The sequence below is a fragment of the Delftia sp. WSY_10 genome (assembly GCF_043104705.1).
In the GTDB taxonomy this organism is placed as follows: Bacteria; Pseudomonadota; Gammaproteobacteria; order Burkholderiales; family Burkholderiaceae_C; genus Comamonas; species Comamonas tsuruhatensis.
Genome location: NZ_JBICKY010000017.1, coordinates 1 through 344, shown reverse-complemented (window position 1 = coordinate 344; position 344 = coordinate 1). Strand labels below are relative to the sequence as shown.

At 52.3% G+C, this 344-nt stretch carries 1 pseudogene; it reads right to left on the bottom strand.

The window, feature by feature from the left end:
• A pseudogene (locus tag ACF8ML_RS08840) lies at positions 1-317 on the bottom strand (hypothetical protein); the annotation flags it as partial.
• Positions 318-344: the final 27 nt, after the last annotated feature.

The window sequence follows — 344 nt, the reverse complement described above, 5'->3', positions numbered from 1 at the left end:
TAGACGGCGGTGCGGCCATCGACCTCGATGGTGTTGTTGCGCACCACGTTGTCGGAGCCGGCCATGATGATGGCGCGGCCGCCGGATTTGATTTGGAGGTTTTCTGCTGTGTAGAAGGTGGGTGGGGTGTAATCCCAAATACCCGCGAATGTACGGCTGTAGCCGACTTCTTTGATTGCTGGACGATCTTCTGTCAACTCCTGTAGCCTCTGACGACCTTCTATATAAGGTGCCATATCTATTCCAATACCTAGTGGACCGGGCGTTTCGATTTTTCCGTTGTGAACTGCCAAGTGAGTCAGTGATTTGCTATTCATGCCTATGCCGCGGGTATTTTCAAACGG